The organism is Halobacillus massiliensis, from assembly GCF_900166625.1.
Classification (GTDB): Bacteria; Bacillota; Bacilli; order Bacillales; family Halobacillaceae; genus Halobacillus_A; species Halobacillus_A massiliensis.
Genome location: NZ_LT800499.1, coordinates 3939184 through 3960542 on the forward strand (window position 1 = coordinate 3939184; position 21359 = coordinate 3960542).

15 protein-coding genes, 32 tRNA genes, 3 rRNA genes and 2 other annotated features are annotated in these 21359 nt (G+C 46.2%); of the genes, 1 reads left to right on the forward strand and 49 read right to left on the reverse strand.

The genetic code is table 11. The annotated features are described in order from the left end of the window. Nucleotides 1-89: 89 nt before the first annotated feature. The 36 genes from B7E06_RS19375 to B7E06_RS19560 all read right to left on the reverse strand — a co-directional run bounded on the left by B7E06_RS19375 (nt 90) and on the right by B7E06_RS19560 (nt 10545). Nucleotides 90-166 (reverse strand) — tRNA-Ile (locus B7E06_RS19375). A 22-nt stretch (nt 167-188) separates the two neighbouring features. Next, nucleotides 189-262: transfer RNA gene (locus tag B7E06_RS19380), tRNA-Gly, on the reverse strand. 50 nt (nt 263-312) lie between these two features. Continuing rightward, nucleotides 313-389 (reverse strand) — tRNA-Pro (locus B7E06_RS19385). A gap of 8 nt (nt 390-397) precedes the next feature. Beyond that, nucleotides 398-474: transfer RNA gene (locus B7E06_RS19390), tRNA-Arg, on the reverse strand. A 72-nt stretch (nt 475-546) separates the two neighbouring features. Next, a tRNA-Leu gene (locus B7E06_RS19395) sits at nt 547-630 on the reverse strand. A 38-nt stretch (nt 631-668) separates the two neighbouring features. Next, nucleotides 669-750: transfer RNA gene (locus B7E06_RS19400), tRNA-Leu, on the reverse strand. An 8-nt stretch (nt 751-758) separates the two neighbouring features. Continuing rightward, a tRNA-Lys gene (locus B7E06_RS19405) sits at nt 759-834 on the reverse strand. 116 nt (nt 835-950) lie between these two features. Then, nucleotides 951-1025 (reverse strand) — tRNA-Gln (locus tag B7E06_RS19410). 6 nt (nt 1026-1031) lie between these two features. Further along, a tRNA-Asp gene (locus tag B7E06_RS19415) sits at nt 1032-1108 on the reverse strand. A gap of 23 nt (nt 1109-1131) precedes the next feature. Then, nucleotides 1132-1203, reverse strand: a tRNA-Glu gene (locus B7E06_RS19420). Nucleotides 1204-1272: 69 nt separating this feature from the next. After that, nucleotides 1273-1549, reverse strand: a sequence feature (16S ribosomal RNA rRNA prediction is too short). 61 nt (nt 1550-1610) lie between these two features. After that, nucleotides 1611-2510 (reverse strand) — a sequence feature (16S ribosomal RNA rRNA prediction is too short). Nucleotides 2511-2643: 133 nt separating this feature from the next. Then, nucleotides 2644-2720 (reverse strand) — tRNA-Ile (locus tag B7E06_RS19435). A gap of 22 nt (nt 2721-2742) precedes the next feature. After that, nucleotides 2743-2816 (reverse strand) — tRNA-Gly (locus B7E06_RS19440). Between the two features lie 50 nt (nt 2817-2866). Then, nucleotides 2867-2943 (reverse strand) — tRNA-Pro (locus B7E06_RS19445). Between the two features lie 8 nt (nt 2944-2951). After that, nucleotides 2952-3028, reverse strand: a tRNA-Arg gene (locus B7E06_RS19450). An 11-nt stretch (nt 3029-3039) separates the two neighbouring features. Next, nucleotides 3040-3128: transfer RNA gene (locus tag B7E06_RS19455), tRNA-Leu, on the reverse strand. 50 nt (nt 3129-3178) lie between these two features. Next, nucleotides 3179-3253, reverse strand: a tRNA-Gly gene (locus B7E06_RS19460). Nucleotides 3254-3259: 6 nt separating this feature from the next. Beyond that, nucleotides 3260-3341, reverse strand: a tRNA-Leu gene (locus B7E06_RS19465). 7 nt (nt 3342-3348) lie between these two features. Further along, nucleotides 3349-3424, reverse strand: a tRNA-Lys gene (locus B7E06_RS19470). A gap of 22 nt (nt 3425-3446) precedes the next feature. After that, nucleotides 3447-3522: transfer RNA gene (locus B7E06_RS19475), tRNA-Thr, on the reverse strand. 4 nt (nt 3523-3526) lie between these two features. Beyond that, nucleotides 3527-3602 (reverse strand) — tRNA-Val (locus B7E06_RS19480). 12 nt (nt 3603-3614) lie between these two features. Then, a 5S ribosomal RNA gene (rrf, locus tag B7E06_RS19485) occupies nt 3615-3728 on the reverse strand. A gap of 127 nt (nt 3729-3855) precedes the next feature. Further along, nucleotides 3856-6780, reverse strand: a 23S ribosomal RNA gene (locus B7E06_RS19490). A 166-nt stretch (nt 6781-6946) separates the two neighbouring features. Further along, a 16S ribosomal RNA gene (locus tag B7E06_RS19495) occupies nt 6947-8513 on the reverse strand. The 16S, 23S and 5S rRNA genes sit together here with 22 tRNA genes alongside, the layout of an rRNA operon. Before the next feature lie 125 nt (nt 8514-8638). Continuing rightward, nucleotides 8639-8715 (reverse strand) — tRNA-Ile (locus B7E06_RS19500). Nucleotides 8716-8737: 22 nt separating this feature from the next. Then, nucleotides 8738-8811, reverse strand: a tRNA-Gly gene (locus tag B7E06_RS19505). 50 nt (nt 8812-8861) lie between these two features. Continuing rightward, nucleotides 8862-8938 (reverse strand) — tRNA-Pro (locus B7E06_RS19510). An 8-nt stretch (nt 8939-8946) separates the two neighbouring features. Further along, nucleotides 8947-9023 (reverse strand) — tRNA-Arg (locus tag B7E06_RS19515). A gap of 72 nt (nt 9024-9095) precedes the next feature. Beyond that, a tRNA-Leu gene (locus B7E06_RS19520) sits at nt 9096-9179 on the reverse strand. A gap of 38 nt (nt 9180-9217) precedes the next feature. Further along, nucleotides 9218-9299, reverse strand: a tRNA-Leu gene (locus tag B7E06_RS19525). Between the two features lie 8 nt (nt 9300-9307). Next, a tRNA-Lys gene (locus tag B7E06_RS19530) sits at nt 9308-9383 on the reverse strand. 116 nt (nt 9384-9499) lie between these two features. Further along, nucleotides 9500-9574, reverse strand: a tRNA-Gln gene (locus B7E06_RS19535). Nucleotides 9575-9580: 6 nt separating this feature from the next. Continuing rightward, nucleotides 9581-9657: transfer RNA gene (locus tag B7E06_RS19540), tRNA-Asp, on the reverse strand. A 23-nt stretch (nt 9658-9680) separates the two neighbouring features. Next, nucleotides 9681-9752, reverse strand: a tRNA-Glu gene (locus tag B7E06_RS19545). A 16-nt stretch (nt 9753-9768) separates the two neighbouring features. Beyond that, nucleotides 9769-9859, reverse strand: a tRNA-Ser gene (locus B7E06_RS19550). A gap of 4 nt (nt 9860-9863) precedes the next feature. Beyond that, nucleotides 9864-9938, reverse strand: a tRNA-Asn gene (locus B7E06_RS19555). 166 nt (nt 9939-10104) lie between these two features. After that, the gene (locus B7E06_RS19560; RefSeq protein ID WP_082236074.1) at nt 10105-10545 is read right to left on the reverse strand and encodes a SprT family protein; all 441 of its coding nucleotides are present in this window, start codon (nt 10543-10545) and stop codon (nt 10105-10107) included. 83 nt (nt 10546-10628) lie between these two features. Between B7E06_RS19560 and cmpA the strand changes: the two genes are divergently transcribed. Beyond that, a complete protein-coding gene (cmpA, locus tag B7E06_RS21625; RefSeq protein ID WP_143414527.1) occupies nt 10629-10739 on the forward strand; it encodes a cortex morphogenetic protein CmpA in 111 nt (36 codons plus the stop codon). A gap of 68 nt (nt 10740-10807) precedes the next feature. Here cmpA and B7E06_RS19565 read toward each other — a convergent pair whose 3' ends face one another. The 13 genes from B7E06_RS19565 to B7E06_RS19625 form a co-directional block, all read right to left on the reverse strand. Next, nucleotides 10808-12961, reverse strand: a complete 2154-nt coding sequence (locus tag B7E06_RS19565; RefSeq protein ID WP_082235557.1) for a Tex family protein — start codon at nt 12959-12961, stop codon at nt 10808-10810. 100 nt (nt 12962-13061) lie between these two features. Continuing rightward, a complete protein-coding gene (locus B7E06_RS19570; RefSeq protein WP_082235558.1) occupies nt 13062-13661 on the reverse strand; it encodes a SpoIIE family protein phosphatase in 600 nt (199 codons plus the stop codon). Continuing rightward, nucleotides 13661-14440 carry an RNA polymerase sigma factor SigB gene (gene sigB / locus B7E06_RS19575; protein ID WP_082235559.1) on the reverse strand — a complete coding sequence of 260 codons (780 nt, stop codon included), beginning with the start codon at nt 14438-14440 and terminating at the stop codon, nt 13661-13663. The genes B7E06_RS19570 and sigB overlap by 1 nt, the downstream gene beginning before the upstream one ends. Beyond that, the gene (rsbW, locus tag B7E06_RS19580) at nt 14412-14888 is read right to left on the reverse strand and encodes an anti-sigma B factor RsbW (protein WP_082235560.1); all 477 of its coding nucleotides are present in this window, start codon (nt 14886-14888) and stop codon (nt 14412-14414) included. Before rsbW ends, sigB begins: the two co-directional genes overlap by 29 nt. A 2-nt stretch (nt 14889-14890) precedes the next feature. Further along, a complete protein-coding gene (locus B7E06_RS19585) occupies nt 14891-15220 on the reverse strand; it encodes an STAS domain-containing protein (protein ID WP_082235561.1) in 330 nt (109 codons plus the stop codon). Between the two features lie 66 nt (nt 15221-15286). Further along, nucleotides 15287-16297 carry a PP2C family protein-serine/threonine phosphatase gene (locus B7E06_RS19590; RefSeq protein ID WP_082235562.1) on the reverse strand — a complete coding sequence of 337 codons (1011 nt, stop codon included), beginning with the start codon at nt 16295-16297 and terminating at the stop codon, nt 15287-15289. 12 nt (nt 16298-16309) lie between these two features. Continuing rightward, nucleotides 16310-16711 (reverse strand): anti-sigma regulatory factor, encoded by a 402-nt coding sequence (locus tag B7E06_RS19595; protein WP_082235563.1) that lies wholly within the window; start codon nt 16709-16711, stop codon nt 16310-16312. Nucleotides 16712-16713: 2 nt separating this feature from the next. Beyond that, nucleotides 16714-17070: an STAS domain-containing protein gene (locus B7E06_RS19600; protein ID WP_082235564.1), complete on the reverse strand. Its 357-nt coding sequence runs from the start codon at nt 17068-17070 to the stop codon at nt 16714-16716. 5 nt (nt 17071-17075) lie between these two features. Continuing rightward, entirely contained in the window at nt 17076-17945 is an 870-nt protein-coding gene (locus tag B7E06_RS19605; protein WP_082235565.1) for an RsbT co-antagonist protein RsbRA, read from the reverse strand. 193 nt (nt 17946-18138) lie between these two features. Further along, complete coding sequence (locus tag B7E06_RS19610; RefSeq protein WP_082236075.1) at nt 18139-18489, reverse strand: type II toxin-antitoxin system PemK/MazF family toxin; 351 nt, start codon at nt 18487-18489, stop codon at nt 18139-18141. A 5-nt stretch (nt 18490-18494) separates the two neighbouring features. Continuing rightward, complete coding sequence (locus tag B7E06_RS19615) at nt 18495-18776, reverse strand: CopG family ribbon-helix-helix protein (protein ID WP_082235566.1); 282 nt, start codon at nt 18774-18776, stop codon at nt 18495-18497. 159 nt (nt 18777-18935) lie between these two features. Beyond that, nucleotides 18936-20087 carry an alanine racemase gene (gene alr, locus B7E06_RS19620; protein WP_082235567.1) on the reverse strand — a complete coding sequence of 384 codons (1152 nt, stop codon included), beginning with the start codon at nt 20085-20087 and terminating at the stop codon, nt 18936-18938. Nucleotides 20088-20271: 184 nt separating this feature from the next. Further along, nucleotides 20272-21327, reverse strand: a complete 1056-nt coding sequence (locus B7E06_RS19625) for a LolA family protein (RefSeq protein ID WP_082235568.1) — start codon at nt 21325-21327, stop codon at nt 20272-20274. Between the last annotated feature and the right edge of the window lie 32 nt (nt 21328-21359).

A 21359-nucleotide genomic window follows, 5' to 3' on the forward strand; every position in this document is an offset into this window, starting at 1 on the left:
TCTTAAAAAATTCGATCTATATAATATAGAAAGAAATGTTTTGACGTACTGGTTGGTTCGTTCAGTTTTCAAAGATCAAATTGTGTTAATGGTGGGCCTGAGTGGACTCGAACCACCGACCTCACGCTTATCAGGCGTGCGCTCTAACCAGCTGAGCTACAGGCCCCAATATCACATCTAGTAAATAATGGAGCGGGTGAAGGGAATCGAACCCTCATCATCAGCTTGGAAGGCTGAGGTTTTACCACTAAACTACACCCGCATATAAAGTTTAATTGATAAGTAGATTTTTTAGCATCGATAGAACTCTCATGGTCGGGAAGACAGGATTCGAACCTGCGACCCCTTGGTCCCAAACCAAGTGCTCTACCAAGCTGAGCTACTTCCCGTAAGTAAATGGCGCGCCCGAGAGGAGTCGAACCCCTAACCTTCTGATCCGTAGTCAGACGCTCTATCCAATTGAGCTACGGGCGCTTATTGAAGCGACATATTCTAATATATCATGCTTCAGCTTGTGTTGCAAGAACTTTTTTAAAAAAACTTTAGTGCGGCCGAGAGGACTTGAACCTCCACGGGGTCGCCCCCACTAGGCCCTCAACCTAGCGCGTCTGCCGATTCCGCCACGACCGCTAATTGATTAAGTAATTCCCTAAAGCTTAATTACTAAGTGCGGGTGGAGGGACTTGAACCCCCACGCCGTGAAGCACTAGATCCTAAATCTAGCGTGTCTGCCAATTCCACCACACCCGCAAAATGAATGGTGAGCCATGGAGGGCTCGAACCTCCGACCCTCTGATTAAAAGTCAGATGCTCTACCAACTGAGCTAATGGCTCTTAATGAAATGTTAGATCTCATAAGTCTGTTACTTATTTTATTTAAAGCTTGTTTAAAGCACAAGAACTATCATATAACTTTCAAAAAGGTTTGTCAACCCTTTTCACACATAAAATGGCTGGGCCAGCTGGATTCGAACCAGCGCATGACGGTACCAAAAACCGTTGCCTTACCGCTTGGCTATGGCCCACCTAAATGGCGGTCCGGACGGGACTCGAACCCGCGACCTCCTGCGTGACAGGCAGGCATTCTAACCAACTGAACTACCGGACCCAAACCTAAATGTATGTAAAAAGTGACCCGTACGGGATTCGAACCCGTGTTACCGCCGTGAAAGGGCGGTGTCTTAACCGCTTGACCAACGGGCCATATTCAAAAATGTAATGGCGGAGAAGGAGGGATTTGAACCCTCGCGCCGCTTGCGCGACCTACACCCTTAGCAGGGGCGCCTCTTCAGCCACTTGAGTACTTCTCCGTAATGGCTCCACAGGTAGGATTCGAACCTACGACCGATCGGTTAANAAATGCTGGCAACTAAGATTAGGGGTTGCGCTCGTTGCGGGACTTAACCCAACATCTCACGACACGAGCTGACGACAACCATGCACCACCTGTCACTTGGCCCCCGAAGGGAAGACCCTATCTCTAGGGCGGTCCAAGGATGTCAAGACCTGGTAAGGTTCTTCGCGTTGCTTCGAATTAAACCACATGCTCCACCGCTTGTGCGGGCCCCCGTCAATTCCTTTGAGTTTCAGCCTTGCGGCCGTACTCCCCAGGCGGAGTGCTTAATGCGTTAACTTCAGCACTAAGGGGTGGAAGCCCCCTAACACCTAGCACTCATCGTTTACGGCGTGGACTACCAGGGTATCTAATCCTGTTTGCTACCCACGCTTTCGCACCTCAGCGTCAGAAACAGACCAGAGAGTCGCCTTCGCCACTGGTGTTCCTCCACATATCTACGCATTTCACCGCTACACGTGGAATTCCACTCTCCTCTTCTGTCCTCAAGTTCCCCAGTTTCCAATGACCCTCCACGGTTGAGCCGTGGGCTTTCACATCAGACTTAAGGAACCGCCTGCGCGCGCTTTACGCCCAATAATTCCGGACAACGCTTGCCCCCTACGTATTACCGCGGCTGCTGGCACGTAGTTAGCCGGGGCTTTCTCGTGAGGTACCGTCAAGGTACCGCTCTATTCGCACGGTACTTGTTCTTCCCTCACAACAGAACTTTACGATCCGAAAACCTTCATCGTTCACGCGGCGTTGCTCCGTCAGACTTTCGTCCATTGCGGAAGATTCCCTACTGCTGCCTCCCGTAGGAGTCTGGGCCGTGTCTCAGTCCCAGTGTGGCCGATCACCCTCTCAGGTCGGCTACGCATCGTCGCCTTGGTGAGCCGTTACCTCACCAACTAGCTAATGCGCCGCGGGCCCATCTGTAAGTGATAGCCAAAGGCCATCTTTTACTCTTTCCTCATGAGAGAGAAGAGGTTATCCGGCATTAGCCCCGGTTTCCCGGGGTTATTCCGGTCTTACAGGCAGGTTGCCCACGTGTTACTCACCCGTCCGCCGCTCATTCCACTAACGTCACCCCCGAAGGGGATCGGTTAGCTTCCTGCGCTCGACTTGCATGTATTAGGCACGCCGCCAGCGTTCGTCCTGAGCCAGGATCAAACTCTCCAAAAAGTAGTTTGACTTGCTCATTTGCACACCGAATGTGCTTCTTAAAAAATTCGATCTATATAATATAGAAAGAAATGTTTTGACGTACTGGTTGGTTCGTTCAGTTTTCAAAGATCAAATTGTCTTAATGGTGGGCCTGAGTGGACTCGAACCACCGACCTCACGCTTATCAGGCGTGCGCTCTAACCAGCTGAGCTACAGGCCCCAATATCACATCTAGTAAATAATGGAGCGGGTGAAGGGAATCGAACCCTCATCATCAGCTTGGAAGGCTGAGGTTTTACCACTAAACTACACCCGCATATAAAGTTTAATTGATAAGTAGATTTTTTAGCATCGATAGAACTCTCATGGTCGGGAAGACAGGATTCGAACCTGCGACCCCTTGGTCCCAAACCAAGTGCTCTACCAAGCTGAGCTACTTCCCGTAAGTAAATGGCGCGCCCGAGAGGAGTCGAACCCCTAACCTTCTGATCCGTAGTCAGACGCTCTATCCAATTGAGCTACGGGCGCAAAACATATTATGGTGCCGAGGGCCGGACTCGAACCGGCACGGTGGAAACCCACCGCAGGATTTTAAGTCCTGTGCGTCTGCCAATTCCGCCACCCCGGCACGACACTTGCTAGTAAGGTTTGTATCTTATATCACGGTTGTAAGTAAAATGGAGCGGAAGACGGGATTCGAACCCGCGACCCCCACCTTGGCAAGGTGGTGTTCTACCACTGAACTACTTCCGCGTAAAATGCGGGTGGAGGGACTTGAACCCCCACGCCGTGAAGCACTAGATCCTAAATCTAGCGTGTCTGCCAATTCCACCACACCCGCTAATAAATGGTGAGCCATGGAGGGCTCGAACCTCCGACCCTCTGATTAAAAGTCAGATGCTCTACCAACTGAGCTAATGGCTCTTAACGAAAAACAAGGACTAAATGGTGCCGGCCAGAGGACTTGAACCCCCAACCTACTGATTACAAGTCAGTTGCTCTACCAATTGAGCTAGGCCGGCAAAATGGTGGAGGATGCAGGGCTCGAACCTGCGACCCCTTGCTTGTAAGGCAAGTGCTCTCCCAGCTGAGCTAATCCTCCGGATTATGTAAGGTATGGCAGCGTCCTACTCTCACGGGGGTAAACCCGACTACCATCGGCGCTGAAGAGCTTAACTGCTGTGTTCGGCATGGGAACAGGTGTGACCTCTTCGCTATCGCCACCAAACCTTATTTTTTAGGGACAAGATATATTATATTGTCCTTTTGGGAAAATATCAAGGGTTTTTAAAAACTTTTTAAATAAACCCTCAAAACTGGATAAGACTGCTTTCTATCAAACCACGAAAGAATTAAAAGATAAGTCATCGATTGATTAGTATCTGTCAGCTCCACGTGTCACCACGCGTCCACTTCAGACCTATCGACCTCATCGTCTCTGAGGAATCTTACTAACTTATAGTTAGGGGAAATCTCATCTCAAGGGGGGCTTCATGCTTAGATGCTTTCAGCACTTATCCCGTCCACACGTAGCTACCCAGCGATGCTCCTGGCGGAACAACTGGTACACCAGCGGTGTGTCCATCCCGGTCCTCTCGTACTAAGGACAGCTCCTTTCAGATTTCCAACGCCCACGACGGATAGGGACCGAACTGTCTCACGACGTTCTGAACCCAGCTCGCGTACCGCTTTAATGGGCGAACAGCCCAACCCTTGGGACCGACTACAGCCCCAGGATGCGATGAGCCGACATCGAGGTGCCAAACCTCCCCGTCGATGTGGACTCTTGGGGGAGATAAGCCTGTTATCCCCGGGGTAGCTTTTATCCGTTGAGCGACGGCCCTTCCATACGGTACCGCCGGATCACTAAGCCCGACTTTCGTCCCTGCTCGACTTGTAGGTCTCGCAGTCAAGCTCCCTTGTGCCTTTACACTCTGCGAATGATTTCCAACCATTCTGAGGGAACCTTTGGGCGCCTCCGTTACTCTTTGGGAGGCGACCGCCCCAGTCAAACTGCCCACCTGACACTGTCTCCGGACCGGATCACGGTCCTGGGTTAGAATGTCCGTACAGCCAGGGTGGTATCCCACCAGCGCCTCCACCGAAGCTAGCGCTCCGGCTTCTCAGGCTCCCACCTATCCTGTACAAGCTGTACCAACATTCAATATCAGGCTACAGTAAAGCTCCACGGGGTCTTTCCGTCCTGTCGCGGGTAATGCGCATCTTCACGCATAGTATAATTTCACCGGGTCTCTCGTTGAGACAGTGCCCAAGTCGTTGCACCTTTCGTGCGGGTCGGAACTTACCCGACAAGGAATTTCGCTACCTTAGGACCGTTATAGTTACGGCCGCCGTTTACTGGGGCTTCGGTTCAACGCTTCGCCTTACGGCTAACGCATCCCCTTAACCTTCCAGCACCGGGCAGGTGTCAGCCCCTATACTTCGCCTTACGGCTTCGCAGAGACCTGTGTTTTTGGTAAACAGTCGCTTGGGCCTTTTCACTGCGGCTCCTCGGCAGAGGAGCACCCCTTCTCCCGAAGTTACGGGGTCATTTTGCCGAGTTCCTTAACGAGAGTTCTCCCGCTCACCTTAGGATTCTCTCCTCGCCTACCTGTGTTGGTTTGCGGTACGGGCGCCATCCTTCCTCGCTAGAGGCTTTTCTTGGCAGTGTGAAATCCGGAGCTTCGGTACTCAATTTCCCTCCCCATCACAGCTCGACGTTGCCGGACGGATTTTCCTATTCCGACCGTCTTGCTGCTTGGACGCACGCTTCCAATGGTGCGCTCTCCTTATCCTCCTGCGTCCCCCCATCACTCAAATGGAAGGAAGGCGGTACAGGAATATCCACCTGTTGTCCATCGCCTACGCCTTTCGGCCTCGGCTTAGGTCCCGACTAACCCTGAGAGGACGAGCCTTCCTCAGGAAACCTTAGGCTTTCGGTGAAAGAGATTCTCACTCTTTTTTCGCTACTCATACCGGCATTCTCACTTCTAAGCGCTCCACCAGTCCTTACGGTCTGACTTCACAGCCCTTAGAACGCTCTCCTACCATTGATCCATCCGGATCAATCCGCAGCTTCGGTGGTGTGTTTAGCCCCGGTATATTTTCGGCGCGGAGTCACTCGACCAGTGAGCTATTACGCACTCTTTGAATGGTGGCTGCTTCTAAGCCAACATCCTGGTTGTCTAAGCAACTCCACATCCTTTTCCACTTAACACACACTTAGGGACCTTAGCTGGCGGTCTGGGCTGTTTCCCTCTCGACCATGAACCTTATCACCCATGGTCTGACTCCCAGAACAAAGTCTCTGGCATTCGGAGTTTGACTGAATTCGGTAACCCGGTAGGGGCCCCTCGTCCAATCAGTGCTCTACCTCCAGGACTTTCTATTCTGAGGCTAGCCCTAAAGCTATTTCGGAGAGAACCAGCTATCTCCGTGTTCGATTGGCATTTCACCCCTACCCACACCTCATCCCCGCAATTTTCAACTTGCGTGGGTTCGGGCCTCCAGTCAGTGTTACCTGACCTTCACCCTGGACATGGGTAGATCACACGGTTTCGGGTCTACGACCGCATACTATATTCGCCCTATTCAGACTCGCTTTCGCTGCGGCTCCGCTTCTCATCAGCTTAACCTTGCATACGGTCGTAACTCGCCGGTTCATTCTACAAAAGGCACGCCGTCACCCATCAATGGGCTCCGACTACTTGTAGGCACACGGTTTCAGGATCTCTTTCACTCCCCTTCCGGGGTGCTTTTCACCTTTCCCTCACGGTACTGGTTCGCTATCGGTCACTAGGGAGTATTTAGCCTTGGGAGATGGTCCTCCCGGATTCCGACGGAATTCCTCGTGTTCCGCCGTACTCAGGATCCACTCCGGAGAAGAAAGGATGTCGATTACGGGGCTGTTACCCTCTCTGGCGGATCTTTCCAGATCGCTTCGTCTATCCTCTCTCTTTGTAACTCCAAAGGAGTGTCCTACAACCCCAGAAAGCAAGCTTTCTGGTTTGGGCTGATTCCGTTTCGCTCGCCGCTACTTGGGAAATCGCATTTGCTTTCTCTTCCTCCGGGTAATGAGATGTTTCAGTTCCCCGGGTCTGCCGTCCAACGCCTATGTATTCAGCGAAGGATGCTGTTCCATTACGAACAGCGGGTTTCCCCATTCGGAAATCCTGGGATCCAAGCTTACTTACAGCTCCCCCAGGCATATCGGTGTTAGTCCCGTCCTTCATCGGCTCCTAGTGCCAAGGCATCCACCGTGCGCCCTTATTCACTTAACTTTCATCTTCGTGAAAAGACTTTTTCTTACGTTGGTTTGATGTCTTGTCATATCTTATCCAGTTTTCAAGGTTCACAAGTTTGAGAGTTTGATCTCTCAAAACTGAACAACCAATCCAGTACGTTTTCCGAAGGAAACGGCGCAAACGCCGCTCCTTATATCCTTAGAAAGGAGGTGATCCAGCCGCACCTTCCGATACGGCTACCTTGTTACGACTTCACCCCAATCATTGGCCCCACCTTCGGCGGCTGGCTCCATAAAGGTTACCTCACCGACTTCGGGTGTTGCCAACTCTCGTGGTGTGACGGGCGGTGTGTACAAGGCCCGGGAACGTATTCACCGCGGCATTCTGATCCGCGATTACTAGCGATTCCGGCTTCATGCAGGCGAGTTGCAGCCTGCAATCCGAACTGAGAATGGTTTTATGGGATTTGCTACACCTCGCGGCTTCGCTGCCCTTTGTACCATCCATTGTAGCACGTGTGTAGCCCAGGTCATAAGGGGCATGATGATTTGACGTCATCCCCGCCTTCCTCCGGTTTGTCACCGGCAGTCACCTTAGAGTGCCCAACTGAATGCTGGCAACTAAGATTAGGGGTTGCGCTCGTTGCGGGACTTAACCCAACATCTCACGACACGAGCTGACGACAACCATGCACCACCTGTCACTTGGTCCCCGAAGGGAAGACCCTATCTCTAGGGCGGTCCAAGGATGTCAAGACCTGGTAAGGTTCTTCGCGTTGCTTCGAATTAAACCACATGCTCCACCGCTTGTGCGGGCCCCCGTCAATTCCTTTGAGTTTCAGCCTTGCGGCCGTACTCCCCAGGCGGAGTGCTTAATGCGTTAACTTCAGCACTAAGGGGTGGAAGCCCCCTAACACCTAGCACTCATCGTTTACGGCGTGGACTACCAGGGTATCTAATCCTGTTTGCTACCCACGCTTTCGCACCTCAGCGTCAGAAACAGACCAGAGAGTCGCCTTCGCCACTGGTGTTCCTCCACATATCTACGCATTTCACCGCTACACGTGGAATTCCACTCTCCTCTTCTGTCCTCAAGTTCCCCAGTTTCCAATGACCCTCCACGGTTGAGCCGTGGGCTTTCACATCAGACTTAAGGAACCGCCTGCGCGCGCTTTACGCCCAATAATTCCGGACAACGCTTGCCCCCTACGTATTACCGCGGCTGCTGGCACGTAGTTAGCCGGGGCTTTCTCGTGAGGTACCGTCAAGGTACCGCTCTATTCGCACGGTACTTGTTCTTCCCTCACAACAGAACTTTACGATCCGAAAACCTTCATCGTTCACGCGGCGTTGCTCCGTCAGACTTTCGTCCATTGCGGAAGATTCCCTACTGCTGCCTCCCGTAGGAGTCTGGGCCGTGTCTCAGTCCCAGTGTGGCCGATCACCCTCTCAGGTCGGCTACGCATCGTCGCCTTGGTGAGCCGTTACCTCACCAACTAGCTAATGCGCCGCGGGCCCATCTGTAAGTGATAGCCAAAGGCCATCTTTTACTCTTTCCTCATGAGAGAGAAGAGGTTATCCGGCATTAGCCCCGGTTTCCCGGGGTTATTCCGGTCTTACAGGCAGGTTGCCCACGTGTTACTCACCCGTCCGCCGCTCATTCCACTAACGTCACCCCCGAAGGGGATCGGTTAGCTTCCTGCGCTCGACTTGCATGTATTAGGCACGCCGCCAGCGTTCGTCCTGAGCCAGGATCAAACTCTCCAAAAAGTAGTTTGACTTGCTCATTTGCACACCGAATGTGCTTCTTAAAAAATTCGATCTATATAATATAGAAAGAAATGTTTTGACGTACTGGTTGGTTCGTTCAGTTTTCAAAGATCAAATTGTCTTAATGGTGGGCCTGAGTGGACTCGAACCACCGACCTCACGCTTATCAGGCGTGCGCTCTAACCAGCTGAGCTACAGGCCCCAATATCACATCTAGTAAATAATGGAGCGGGTGAAGGGAATCGAACCCTCATCATCAGCTTGGAAGGCTGAGGTTTTACCACTAAACTACACCCGCATATAAAGTTTAATTGATAAGTAGATTTTTTAGCATCGATAGAACTCTCATGGTCGGGAAGACAGGATTCGAACCTGCGACCCCTTGGTCCCAAACCAAGTGCTCTACCAAGCTGAGCTACTTCCCGTAAGTAAATGGCGCGCCCGAGAGGAGTCGAACCCCTAACCTTCTGATCCGTAGTCAGACGCTCTATCCAATTGAGCTACGGGCGCTTATTGAAGCGACATATTCTAATATATCATGCTTCAGCTTGTGTTGCAAGAACTTTTTTAAAAAAACTTTAGTGCGGCCGAGAGGACTTGAACCTCCACGGGGTCGCCCCCACTAGGCCCTCAACCTAGCGCGTCTGCCGATTCCGCCACGACCGCTAATTGATTAAGTAATTCCCTAAAGCTTAATTACTAAGTGCGGGTGGAGGGACTTGAACCCCCACGCCGTGAAGCACTAGATCCTAAATCTAGCGTGTCTGCCAATTCCACCACACCCGCAAAATGAATGGTGAGCCATGGAGGGCTCGAACCTCCGACCCTCTGATTAAAAGTCAGATGCTCTACCAACTGAGCTAATGGCTCTTAATGAAATGTTAGATCTCATAAGTCTGTTACTTATTTTATTTAAAGCTTGTTTAAAGCACAAGAACTATCATATAACTTTCAAAAAGGTTTGTCAACCCTTTTCACACATAAAATGGCTGGGCCAGCTGGATTCGAACCAGCGCATGACGGTACCAAAAACCGTTGCCTTACCGCTTGGCTATGGCCCACCTAAATGGCGGTCCGGACGGGACTCGAACCCGCGACCTCCTGCGTGACAGGCAGGCATTCTAACCAACTGAACTACCGGACCCAAACCTAAATGTATGTAAAAAGTGACCCGTACGGGATTCGAACCCGTGTTACCGCCGTGAAAGGGCGGTGTCTTAACCGCTTGACCAACGGGCCATATTCAAAAATGTAATGGCGGAGAAGGAGGGATTTGAACCCTCGCGCCGCTTGCGCGACCTACACCCTTAGCAGGGGCGCCTCTTCAGCCACTTGAGTACTTCTCCGTAATGGCTCCACAGGTAGGATTCGAACCTACGACCGATCGGTTAACAGCCGATTGCTCTACCACTGAGCTACTGTGGAATAATTTTCAAACTCGCAATGTCAGCGACGTTATATATAATATAACATTTGAAAGCTTGTGTCAATAAGTTTTATGTAATTTTCATCGTGCAGCTTGTCAACTCTTGGTCCCTTTGTTCAGGGCTTATTTAATTTAACACGGACTACATATTTCGTCAATGGATTTTTACTGTTTTTTTAACTTTCCTTTACATTTTCCACAAACGTAGCGTGTAGTATTGATTTTACGCTTCCTGCGATAGGTTTGGCCGCAGTCGGTACATTTATAAAAAATGGCTTTTTCTATATCAGAAGGAAGAGGTTTGCAGAATCGCGGCGATCCTGTTTTTTTTAAAAGATCCTTAAATTCTCGATCTCCATGAGAAAATCCCTTTCCTTCTATATGAAGATGGTAATGGCAAAGCTCATGTTTAATAATTCCCTGAAACTCCTGTTCCCCGAGTTCGTTTAAATACTTTCCATTAAGCTCAATGATTCGTTTTGATGGGATATATCTTCCGCCGGTCGTACGAAGTCTGGGATTGATAATTACTCGATCAGCAAAGGGCTTCCCGAAAAAATCCAGAGAGATTTGGTTTGTCCATTCCTGAAGCTGTTTCTCAGTCATTGTCAATTTGACACATCCTTCTTCCTATTCGCATAAATTATTATAAATCGGATGATTCCTAAATTCAAAGGGAGGAGATTTCTGTGCCCCGTTGGTTACAGAAACAAATGTCCAACGCATTTTTGAATAAGGATAAGTATCAAATTAAAATGTTGAATCAATGCTGGTATTTCTACAGGCATCGTTTAAGATAAAAGCAGATTGCTGAATCGCAATACATTTAAAAAACCTGGAAGACAGATTGTCTTCCAGGCGTTCATGTTTATTTATTAAGCATCGTCAGTGCAATACGCTGCTTTTGCGTATCAACCTTTTCTACCCAGACAGTGACAACATCACCGACGGCCACCACATCCATCGGATGCTTTACAAATTTGTTCGACAACTTCGAAATATGGACAAGTCCGTCCTGTTTCACTCCGATATCTACAAATACTCCAAAATCGACTACGTTTCGCACCGTTCCCTCTAGTTCCATTCCCTGTTCAAGATCTTCCATAGAAAGAACGTTTGTTTTTAGTAATGGTTTAGGGAGATCATCTCTTGGGTCACGACCTGGTTCAGCCAATGCTTTTACAATATCCCGTAATGTCGGCTCTCCTGTTCCAAGCTTTGCTGCCATTTCTGACAAATCTATTGTAGAAAGCTTATCCTTCACTTCCCCTTTTCCAATATCCGCGGGAGAAGAGTGGATTTCTTTTAACAACGCATAAGCCGTTTTATAGGACTCCGGGTGAATGGATGTTTTGTCGAGTGGTTCCTCTCCCTCCAAAACACGAAGAAAACCGATACTCTGTTCAAAAGTTTTTGCACCAAGACGGGGAATCTTCTTCAGCTGCTTGCGGCTTGTAAACTTACCTACCTCTTCTCTTTGCTTAACGACATTGTTGGCAACTGCTTTACTTAAGCCAGATACGTATTGCAAAAGAGATGAGGAGGCTGTATTTACATTAACCCCTACCTGGTTTACGGCTGTTTCAACGACAAACGTTAAGGATTCATTCAGCTTCTTCTGTGTAACATCGTGTTGATATTGTCCCACTCCAATTGATTTCGGATCAATTTTCACAAGCTCGGCCAGTGGATCTTGAACTCTGCGGGCGATGGATACAGCACTACGTTCTTCAACCTGCAGATCTGGAAATTCTTCGCGTGCCAGCTTGGAAGCAGAATATACACTTGCTCCGGCTTCGTTTACGATCATATAGGCGGCCTTCAGGCCATGTGACTGAATCATGTCAGCAATAAACTGTTCTGTTTCTCTTGACGCCGTCCCATTCCCTACAGCAATCAGCTCTATCGGGTATTGATCGAAAAAACCTTTAATTGTATTCTCTGCTCCTTTCACATCATTTCGAGGAGGTGTTGGATAAATAACCGCAATTTCAAGCACCTTCCCTGTTTCATTGATGACGGCAAGCTTACAGCCTGTACGAAAAGCAGGGTCTACACCAAGCACCATTTTCCCTTTTAACGGATGCTGCAGCAGCAGGCTCTTTAAGTTGCTTGAAAATACTTCAATCGCTTGCTCCTCAGCTGTTTCTGAAAGTGAGCTGCGTATTTCTCTTTCAATAGATGGCTGAATTAAACGCTTATAACTGTCTTCGATCGCCCATTCCAGGATTCCCCGATGTTTGGTATCAACAGACCGTTTAATGATTTTATTTTTTAAATACTCCATAATCGTCTCTTGGGGAGGATGGATGGATACTTTTAATATGTTTTCTTTTTCCCCACGGTTTAAAGCAAGAATACGGTGGGAGACAATTGAACGGATAGGCTCTTGGTAGTCATAATACATTTCAAAGATGGACTTTTCGTCTTTTTCTTTATCCTTCTCTTTGGATTCGATCGTTCCTGAACGAAATGTTTTCTGTCTGATGCTCTCCCTGTAGGCTGGATCATCTGAGATCCACTCAGCCAGGATATCATTTACTCCTTCTGTTACGTCTTCTACCGTATGTAACTCGTGTTCTTCGGAGAAAAATTTCTCAGCTTCTGCTTCATAATTAAAAGGCTGCTGTTCCCAAACCTTCAAAGCTAAAGGTTCAAGTCCTTTTTCTTTAGCGACTGTAGCACGTGTTCTTCTTTTCTGCTTATAAGGACGATAGAGATCTTCTACTTTCTGCAGTTTTGTCGCACTTTCAATTTCTGACTTTAGCTCATCTGTCAGTTTTCCCTGTTCTTCAATAAGCCGTGTAACTTCTTCCTTTCGCTGAGAAAGGTTTTGTACATAATTCCATTGATCTTCAATTGCTTTAATTTGCACTTCATCTAGTCCGCCTGTCATTTCTTTTCGATAGCGGGCGATGAACGGAACAGTATTTCCATCTGCTAATAATTGAATTACTTGCTCTATAGGCTTTACAGCAATGCCGGTTTCTTTTCCTACCAGCTGAATATGTTTATCACTCAAAACGAGTCCTCCTCATCTGTCGATCTACCTTATATTGTATCAAACCTTACACACTTAATAAGGGATCTTATTCATGAATTTTTCCAAGAATAAGATCCCTTTATTTATAACTCATGGCAATAAGTGTCGTATCGTCATCAATACTATTACCATAAAGCTCTTTATATTGCTGAGTCATTACTTCCGGATTTGTTGAATTTATATGCTTTGCCGATAATTTCCGATCCTGTACACCGTCGGAAAACATAAGAAACATCATTCCTCGTTCAGCTTTGCCTCGGCTCACACGTAATTTTCGAGGGTATCCGGCCAAATATCCTGCAAGCGGAATATTTCGGCTCCTTTTCCCTTCCTGATCTATGATAATAATTCCGATATTCCCAATAGAGGAATAGGAATAGGTTTGTTCCGTAAAGTCGATATTAAGTATGCCTAGCACAACTCCGCGTTTGCCAAGTAAAGCATCATTGCATTTAGTAATAATCGACTCAATCTCCAAGTCAGGGTACTTTTCAATAACATCCATAACAGCCTGCGAAGATTCGCTTGCCAGCTCTCCGCTTCCTAAACCGTCCGCAATCGCACATACAAACTTTCCATCTGTCTCTTTGTAGTAATAACTATCTCCACAATAATAATTCCCTTTTTTCGCCTTCTGATAAATGGAGACAGCTACTTTAGCTGCAGAGTCCGCTTCCACTAAAAAGCCTCAACCGATTCTGCCTGTAAGGCTTCTTTTAGTTTTCGAAGAGCTCGACGCTGAAGGCGAGAAACGTGCATTTGTGAGATACCCAGCCTTTCTCCGGTATCTTTTTGGCTCAAATTCTCAAAATACGTACACTGAAGAATTTCCTGTTCGCGTTCACTCAAGATGGGCAATACTTTCTGAAGCAGCATTTTCTGATCAATTTGATCATAGCCGCCTTCCGGATTCCCAATCAGGTCAAGAATCGTCACTGTACTTCCATCTGAATCCGCTTCAATTTTCCTATCAACAGAAAGAGCTTTATAGCTTTTGCCCATTTCCATTGTTTCCAGTACATCTTCTTCAGAAACTTCAAGATAATCAGCAATTTCAAGAACAGAAGGGGAACGCTGCAAGTCGCTTGTCAGCTCTTCTGCTGCTTTTTTTATCTTTGGACCAAGTTCTTTAATCCGACGCGGAACGTGTACACTCCAAGTTTTGTCGCGGATGAAACGTTTTATTTCTCCAATGATTGTCGGTATTGCAAAAGATTCGAATGATTTCCCAAACTCAGGGTCATACCGTCGAATCGCAGCAAGCAGACCTAACATCCCCACTTGGACAAGGTCCTCATGAATCGTACTGTTTTTTGAATACTTACGGGCAATGGATTCGACTAAATCATTATAAGTTAAGACGATTTTTTCCTGGATTTCTTCATCTCTTGGATTTTCTTGTAAAAATGCGATCCATTCATAAACCTCATCATTGTGATGTTGAGATTTTGTCGCCATCCTGCCCCACCTCATTTTCATGAAGGTATTTTGTCATCAAGACAATAACTCCATATTTGCTGTTAATCTCAACTTTATCCATAAGGGCATCAATTAAGAAAAGTCCGAACCCGCCTTCCCGCAGTTCGCCGATATCATCATTGTGCTGGTAAGGTCCGATATCTTCCTTAATTTCACCCAGATTAAAGCTTCCGCCATGGTCGGCTACCATTACTTCAAGGCGGTCCTTATAAACTCCAAAGCCGATGGTGATCTCACCTTCGCCTGTTTCCTTATAAGCATGCTTCACAGCGTTCGTAATCGCTTCAGAAATCGCTACCTTTAAATCTTCAATTTCTTCATAACCAAACCCCATACGATTAGCGATTCCAGAGGTACTCAAGCGCACAACACCCACATATTCAGCTTTAGCAGGAACTTTCACCTCAACAAAATCAAATGATTCCATGATTACATTCCACCTTGTACTTTATTCTCAATGTCCATAATCTCGGTTAATCCAGTGATTTTAAACAAACGGTAAACTCTATCCTGCATATTCACAAGCTTTAAAGAAGTGTCATGCTCCTTTGTAGATTTAAGAGCGCTGATAAAAACACCAAGCCCTGTAGAATCCATATAGTTTACGTCCTGCAGGTCTACTTCCACTGTCTGGCCGTTTTCTTTAGTAAGAGGGAGCAGCGTATCTTTCAGCTTCGGTGCTGTAAATGCGTCTACCTCTCCGGAAAGTGCCACTCCGGCTATATTTTCTTTATTTGTAACATCAATTGTTAAATTCATCTCGTATGCCTCCCCTTGAATCTTAAAAAAGTTCAGTAGAGTAAAAATACCCGGTCGGATATTATTCTAAACCTTTCTCTTTAAAATTATTAATGTAAAATCATCTCGCAGGTAGAAATCCTGCAGCCGCTCAAAATGCTTATACACTTGCTCGACTGTTTCCTGAGCCGGGAGATGAGAATATTTTCTAATAATCTCAAGGACCTCATCTTCTTCTATAAAGCGGTCCCCCTGCCTGCACTCTGTTACACCGTCCGTAAGCAGTATCACCATATCACCAACATTAATCTGCTGAGAGCACTGCTCGTAAGTAGCTTCAGATGAGACACCCAGGACAAGTCCTGAAGCGTCGATTTCTTCAAACTCATCCTTCTGACTATTGTAGTAATAACCAGGCTCATGGCCGGCAGAGGAAAATCTGAAGACGTGATCCTGCATATTATATAATCCGTAAAACATCGTAACAAACATACTGGCATCCACGTTTCGTTCCACCACGCGGTTTAAACTGCCTAAGATGACACCAGGATCCATCAAGTTTTCAGGAAAGCTGTCCATTGAATATTTAATCATGGACATACAAAGTGCAGCAGGGACGCCTTTACCAACTACGTCAGCAATGGCTATACCAAGAGAACCATCTTCATCTTTTACGAAGTGATAATAGTCTCCGTTCATCTGCTTAGAGGGGACGCTTACCGCTCCTACTTCCAGACCGTCAAACTCCGGTTTTTCTGTAGCAAGCAGCGTCTGCTGCATATTAGCAGCAACAGAAATTTCCGACTTCAGTTCAAGCTGTCTTTCCCTCAGAGCCTGATACTCTTGATAAGCCAATCCATAAGAAATCATCGTCTCTAGAAGGAAATCCATGGAAGACTGAATATATTCAGGCATATCAGGGTATAGTTGCTGTAAAGACTCAATGTGTACATTAATTATTTCTTCGGGAGAAATGTTCTGCTGCATTGAGTGCTTACTAAATTGTTCAGCCTGATAAAGAGCCTGCTCATCTTGTGTCTTTATATATTGGTGCATTAATTCTTTATAATTTTCCAAATCGAGTTTAAGCGTACTCATCGTATCCCCCCTCTATCGGAGCCATTTAACGACTTTGATTTCGGTCCCCTTGCCATATTCAGAGAATATATTAAAATCATCCATTAATCTTTTTACCCCCGGCAGCCCTGCTCCAAGACCGCCCGATGTGGAAAATCCGTCTTCCATTACTAGGCTTAATTCTTTAATTCCGGGTCCATCATCCATCGCAATAATGGTGATCCCTTTTTGATTCATATCTTCAATTGGTTCAAAGCAGATCTTTCCTGTCCCTGCATACAAATAAATGTTTCTCGCTAATTCGGAGATAGCGGTCGCAATTCTGGCCTGGTCCACTGTTCCAAAGCCAATCTTTCTGGCAATATCACGGCCAAGCTGTCTTGCGCCTACAATATCCCACTCTTTTTTGATATTGACACAGGATTGGATATCCATTCTCACTCCTCCAATTCCTGTCGCAGTTTGATCAATCCTTGTTCAAGATCCAGGGCAGTTGGGACATCCTGCAAATGAATTCCCAGGTCAATTAAAGTCATGGCTACAGCAGGCTGGATTCCAGTGAGAACCACTTTGGCCCCCATTAGGTCAGACATTGTGACTACATCACCAAGAACCTTTGCGATAAAGGAATCAATAATATCAACAGACGTTAAATCGATGACAACGCCTGTAGATCCACTTTCATGAATTTTACTTAATAAATCCTCCTGAAATTGAATGGCCGTTTGGTCGTCCAGATCAATTTGAATCGAAATCAGCAGGTAGTTATGAAGCTTTAAAATAGGTATTCTCACTGTTATCACTCCCCGTCCAGAGAATCAATTAGCTTTTCTATATCTTTTTCTTTATCTTGTGTTTGTTCAATGGTGCGGTTGGTTAATTCCAGGGCCGTTTGGAAGCCTTTGCGAAGCGAGCTCTTTGTAGGGAACTTTCCAAGATCGATCCCCAGATTAACGATCGTCTGCGCAATTTCCGGACGAATACCTACCAGAATGCAGCGTGAACCGATCAGACGCACGGCTTCTGCTGCCTGAATAATGTGATGGGCCACCATTGTATCTACTACTGGAACACCTGTAATATCGATAAGCACAACTTCTGCATTATGCTTAATGACGCCATCTAACAGGTTTTCCATAATAAGTTTAGCTCTTTCTGTATCAATTGTGCCAATCAACGGCATAATTGTTATGTTTTCCATAACAGGAATGAGCGGGGCGGACAGCTCCTGCAGAGCAACTCTCTGCAAAGACACAATGTTTTCCCAGCTTCCCGAAAATTCGTTAACGAGCTTATTTATTACAGGGTCCACCCAGTTATCAACCTGGCGAAGGACCTCCCCGAAGTACTTAGAATCCACCTGATCTGATCGCTGCAGAATAAATTCAGTGATCACCCGGCGAAAGACTTGCATTCCATCAGTTAAGTAACTGAGCGGCCAGCCAAGATTAATCAGACGCTCTGAAAAATCCTCCAGCTCCAACGAAATTCCATCTTTCTCAATACTGGAGAAAATAACGTTAACGAATTCCCTGTTAGTATTTTCAAAAAGCTCGTCCGATATAGACGAAGTATATTCGCTGGACTTCTTGCTGTTCACTTCTTCCAGCCACATTTTTACGATATCATCGCTGTATTCAATAACCATTCCTTTTAATCTCTTGTCCATTAATAAACCTCCACTTAACCCGATCTTATATTCCCCGTTCATAGCTATACAGGTATAATATTAACAAATATGCTGTATTTTTTGTACTCATTAGTTCTATTCTATACTTTTTCCTAACTTCTCGCCAACTCAATAAGTTATTTCAACTATTTACCATACAAAAAGCAAAGCTGCCCTTATCAGGCAGCTTTGCTTAAAAATCAATCAGTCCTAAACTAATTTGTAAGGCTTCATTGACCTGTTTCATCATCGGCTCATCAAGCTGTGTGATTTTATCGGTCAAACGCTGTTTATCAATCGTTCTGATTTGTTCCAATAAGATAACAGAATTACGTTCAAAACCATATTTCTTTGCATCGATTTCAACGTGTGTGGGAAGTTTGGCTTTTTGGATTTGTGCCGTAATCGCGGCGATAATTACTGTGGGGCTGAAACGATTCCCGATATCGTTTTGCAGAATGAGTACAGGGCGCACTCCTCCCTGCTCAGATCCTACAACAGGGGACAAATCAGCGAAATAAACATCTCCTCGTTTGACTATCACCGATTTCACACCCCGCTCACTAATTGCTCCAGGGTGTGATCTGCCTCCTCTTCGGCCTGAAACGCTTCTGAAGCGATGTTAAGATTAATTTTAGCCATTTCCATATAGCCACGTCTCATTGATTCTCTAATATGGCGCTGTTTCTCTTCACGCAGATACATTTTCGTCGCTTTACACATGAAATCGCTCCGATCACTATTTTCCTCTTGAACATGTCCATCTAATTCTACCAAAAGGTTACTCGGAATCCGAATCACAATTTCTCGCATGCTGTCGGACACTACCATACACCTCCACCATCTTCTCCCAAAAGAAACCAGTCTAATTAAATTCCAATTTAATCTTATCATCAGGCCGTGTCTATTGCAAAGGAGTCTTTGGTTTTTTTCGTGAAAGATGTAGCCTGGCGTCAGTATGCTATAGGACTTTCTGCATAAATATCTAACCTATAAAGAATTCTCTACTTCTACTTTATGCCCGTTTTCCAAATACATTCGTGGAATTCTCCGGCCAAGCATACAAGGCACTTCATAATTAATGGTTTCTAAATAACCCGCTACATCATCCGTATGCACTTTTTCATTTCCTTGCTTTCCAATTAATGTAACCTGACTTCCCAAAGAATATTCCTTGTCTAGCTTAATCATACATTGGTCCATACAGATACGCCCTACAATCGGGTGTTTTTTTCCATCAACCAAAACTTCAAAGCCTTGAAGTTTTCGGATCCATCCATCGGCATAACCGATAGGAATAGTCCCAATCCACTCTTCCTTCTTCGCCTGATATGTCGCTCCGTAGCTTAAACTGTCTCCAGGATTTACTTTTTTAACGTGTACCAGTCTGCTGTGCAGGGACAAAACGGGTTTTAAGTCAATCGGCTGTTCTTCTTTTACATCAGGTGATGGATAAAGCCCGTACATACTGATTCCAAAACGTACGAAGTGTTTCATCTGTTCTGGAAACCGCATGCTTGCCGCACTGTTCCCTGTATGCATCTCCACTTCATCCGGCCAGTTTGCTTTTAAATAAGCTGCCATTTGATCAAAACGCTTCACCTGTTCGTTATAGTAGAAAGTGTCGTTTTCATCTGCCGTGGCAAAATGGGTAAATACTGCTTCTAATTTCAATTTTTCATGCTGCTTAATTCCCGCAAGCAGCCTGTCCATTTCGTCAGTTGACCGGATACCGATTCTTCCCATTCCCGTATCCCACTTCATATGAAGACGGAGTGGTTTTTTTAAATCCGGAAGTGACTCCAGCCATTCTTCTTGAAAAACCGTAACGGCAATGTCATGTTCTGCTGCGATCACTGCATCCTCCGGCCGCGTCCAGCCCATAACAAGAATTGGAGCTGTCAGCCCAGCTTCCCGAAGCTTTAAAGCTTCATCAAGCAAAGCAACGGCTAGCCGCTCAGCTCCGGCATCCAGCGCCTTTTTGGCCACCTGTATATCGCCATGACCGTAAGCGTTTGCTTTTACAACCGCGTAAATGCCAGTATCGGGCCGCAGCCGCTGTTTTAGTTGTTTTATATTAAATGCAATATGGGACAGCTCTACCTCTGCCCAGGTATCTCTGTAATAATTCTCTGCTGACACTTCCAAGCGCCCCCTGTTCTAAATGCTGTCTTTCTTATTATTGAACGTTAAAAAAAACGTGTCAACTATAGGAAGCGGCGCTTATACATGCTGCCGGTTAGATAACAAATCCTTTTGGTTCTTGACATTTTCCTCTTAGAAAAAAATAAAAGCAGACCGTTAAGCCTGCCTGCATTTTGTACATTTATTTAACCGAATATCCGTTCACCGAATCAGCTACAGCTACTAGTTCTTCCTGTGTCAATTCATTACTGGCAACGTGATAAGTCGTATCTCCCTTAGTCCATTCAAGTTTTTGATTGGATAAGGCACCCACTGATCCATCGGATAACTGCACAAGATCACCATTTACCGCAACCGTTTCTCTGGCACTTGCCGGCTGCGTTACAGCTGATTCCTGGATTAGTGTAAAGTCTTTTTCTCCTTTATACGTCATAATGGTTCTTGTACCATTCTCTGTCGTTACTTCCTGTTCATCAAAAAGACTGGAGCCAAAGGTTTCTTCAGGATAAAGAACTTCAGCGTCAGCAGACTCTTCAGATGATTCCTCTGGTTCTGTCGGCTGCTCTTCTGTTGCGTTTACGGCCGTATCTTCTGTACTGCCCATCGCCATGTTTTCATCGACATCAAAGTCTGTTTCCTTAAAGGAATCGTTCTGAGCAAAGTTAGAGAACTGTACTTCTACGATGGAGGCTGAATCTTTATCCAGTACTTTGACCATGACAGGCGCGTATGTTTTCTTATCGAAGTAAACTTCCTGGAATGGCAGTGACTGATTGTTTTGGTAGTTGGTTTTCGTCTTAAAGACGTAATGATTGTCCGTCGTATTAAACTCGGCTTCACTATCGGCTTTTATGTCTCTAATCAGTGAGTCGAGCAAGTATGGCTGGCTTGTGTTTTCCGGCCAGTCGCTCTGGAATTTGAAACTCTTATTCAGCGCCGGTGTAAGTACAAACACACCGCTGTTATTCTTTAGGATGATTTGACTGCCTTTTTCATCTCGATCACTGGCAAGCTCCACTTTATAGAAATCTTTCTTTTTGTGGGAGATTTGAATCTGATATTTTTGATCTTCTTTACCGGTTTTCATCGTCATCGTTGCGTCTGTTTTATAACCAGCCATCTCCGCCTGCTGTTCTTCGAGTTTTTTCACGACATCTTCTCTGGATTGTTCTCCACAAGCACTGAGCACAAGAAGGAAAGTCATGATCATTAAGAAAAGGATCGGGAAACGCTTCATCTTGATTTCAACTCCTTTGTCTCTTCTCTGAT